2 protein-coding genes and 1 pseudogene are annotated in these 2042 nt (G+C 70.5%); 1 reads left to right on the top strand and 2 read right to left on the bottom strand.

From position 1 onward, the window contains the following. Positions 1 to 430: proton-conducting transporter membrane subunit (locus KBX53_RS31025; protein ID WP_305797989.1), on the top strand; the 430-nt coding region annotated here is incomplete at its 5' end. Between the two features lie 59 nt (positions 431 to 489). On the opposite strand, the pseudogene KBX53_RS31020 reads toward KBX53_RS31025, so the two are convergent. Both KBX53_RS31020 and KBX53_RS31015 read right to left on the bottom strand, forming a co-directional pair. Continuing rightward, positions 490 to 1119, bottom strand: a pseudogene (locus KBX53_RS31020) (NAD(P)-binding domain-containing protein); the annotation flags it as partial. 189 nt (positions 1120 to 1308) lie between these two features. After that, positions 1309 to 1605: a thiamine-binding protein gene (locus KBX53_RS31015; protein ID WP_030336432.1), complete on the bottom strand. Its 297-nt coding sequence runs from the start codon at positions 1603 to 1605 to the stop codon at positions 1309 to 1311. Positions 1606 to 2042 lie beyond the last annotated feature (437 nt).

Genomic DNA, 2042 nt, shown 5'->3' with positions numbered 1-2042 from the left:
GTTCGCCGTGGTGACGCTGGTCCGCGACGACGACGGCGAGGCCACCCACCTGTCCCGCTGGGCCGGGCTGGGCCGGCGGTCGCCGTTCTTCGCCGCGCTGTTCACGTTCATCCTGCTGGCCTTCGCCGGTATTCCGCTGACCAGCGGTTTCACCAGCAAGTTCGCCATCTTCGGGCCGGCGCTGGAGGGTGGCCAGGCCTGGCTGGTGATCGCCGGTGTGCTGACCAGCATGATCCTCGCGTTCCCGTACCTGCGGGTCGTGGTGATGATGTGGCTCTCCGAGCCGGGCGAGTCCACCCCGACCGTCACAGTGCCCGGTGGGCTCACCGCCGCCGCGTTGATGATCGGTGTGCTGGCGACCCTGGTGTTGGGTGTCGCCCCGGCGCCGCTGCTCGATCTGGCGACCGGAGCTGCCGAATTCGTTCGATAGCCGAAGGATCGATCACCGGGGGTCGGCGCGTGTTCACGTGCCGGCCCCCGGTGCGTATCCCCGGCCCGGAGCAGGTCGTACGCCTCGGCGATGAGCTGCATGTCGGCGTACTCGATGCCGTTGTGCACCATCTTGACGAAGTGCCCGGCGCCGTCCGGCCCGACGTGCATGCAGCACGGCACACCGTCCACCTGGGCGGCGATCTTCTCGAACATCGGCCCGAGCTTCGCGTACGACTCGGCGGAACCGCCCGGCATGATGCTCGGCCCGCGCAGCGCGCCCTCCTCGCCGCCGGAGACGCCAGTGCCGCTGAAGTGCAGCCCCTGCGCCCGCAGCGCCTCCTCACGGCGACGGGTGTCCGCGAAGTGGGCGTTACCGCAGTCGACGATGATGTCGCCCTCGTCGAGCAGCGGCACCAACTCGTCGATCACCGCGTCGGTGGGCGCGCCGGCCTTCACCATCACGATGACAGCGCGGGGCCGCTCCAGCGACGCCACGAAATCGGCCATCGTCTCGCCCGGCACGAACGTGCCCTCGTCGCCGTGCTCGGCGACCAGGCTGCGGGTGCGCTCCGGCGAGCGGTTGTGCACTGCCACCGTGAAGCCGTTGCGAGCCAGGTTGCGAGCCACATTGCGACCCATCACCGCCAGCCCGGTCACCCCGATTTGAGCCCTCGCCTGATCAGCCATCCGTGCCGCCACCTCTCGTCACACCACTATCAGCGTTTGGAAACTTACCGTGATGTGAGCCGATACGGACCAGTGACCGACGTCGCGTTACTGCACGTGATGTGGACGATGACGCTGGCGGTTTCGACGCCCGACGATGGTCGGCGAGCCCCGCACAGGGAAACCTGTCGTCATTGCCCGCCGCGCGCGTCAGCCTTCGGCGAGACGGGCTTCGATACGGGCGATCTTCCCGGTGAGCGCGTCGGTGACCCCGGGCCGGACGTCGGCCTTGAGCACCACACTCACCCGGGGTGCCCGCGCGGCGACCACGTCGACCGCTCGCTTCACCACCGCCATCACCTCGTCCCACTCACCCTCGACGGTGGTGAACATGGCATCGGTCCGGTTGGGCAGGCCGGACGCACGGACCACCCGAACCGCCTCAGCGACCAGGTCACCCACCGAATCGTCACCGCCGAGCGGGGTGATCGAGAACGCGATCAGCATGAGCCGATGGTGCCAGGAAAAACGGATGCGCGCCGGTGCGGCGGTGGCTAGGGTACGGACATGCGTAACTGACGCCCCACTTCCGAGCCGGCCCGCCGTCCCGCGTCGCGGTCCGTGCGCTCCCGGGCGTCCCGCATCCCCCTCCCGCCGTTCGGCGGCGACGGTCTGCCCGACGCCGGTGAGCAGTCCCTTCCCCACTCGACCGTCGCGCGACGGCGGTCACCAGCCGATCCGACCGACCGCCGCTGCGCGGGACCGGCCGTGCCGGTCGGCACTGAAGGAGGCCCGGATGCCTGCCAGGCGTAACCCGAAGAAGACCCGTACCCCCAGCGCGACGCCGCTCGGTGTCGACCCGGCGGCCGGCCACGGCCCGCTGCCACCCGCCCTGCCGTCCCGCGACCCGTCCCTGCCGGCGGCGCTGATGGAGCCCGGGGCGC

It is taken from the genome of Micromonospora sp. M51 (genome assembly GCF_018070305.1).
Lineage (GTDB): Bacteria > Actinomycetota > Actinomycetes > Mycobacteriales > Micromonosporaceae > Micromonospora > Micromonospora parva.
This window is presented reverse-complemented; position numbering and strand designations above follow the sequence as displayed.

Coding starts and splice junctions, on each gene's coding strand:
- KBX53_RS31015 (WP_030336432.1), bottom strand. CDS start 1,605: ATGCTGATCGCGTTCTCGATCACCCCGCTCGGCGGTGACGATTCGGTG.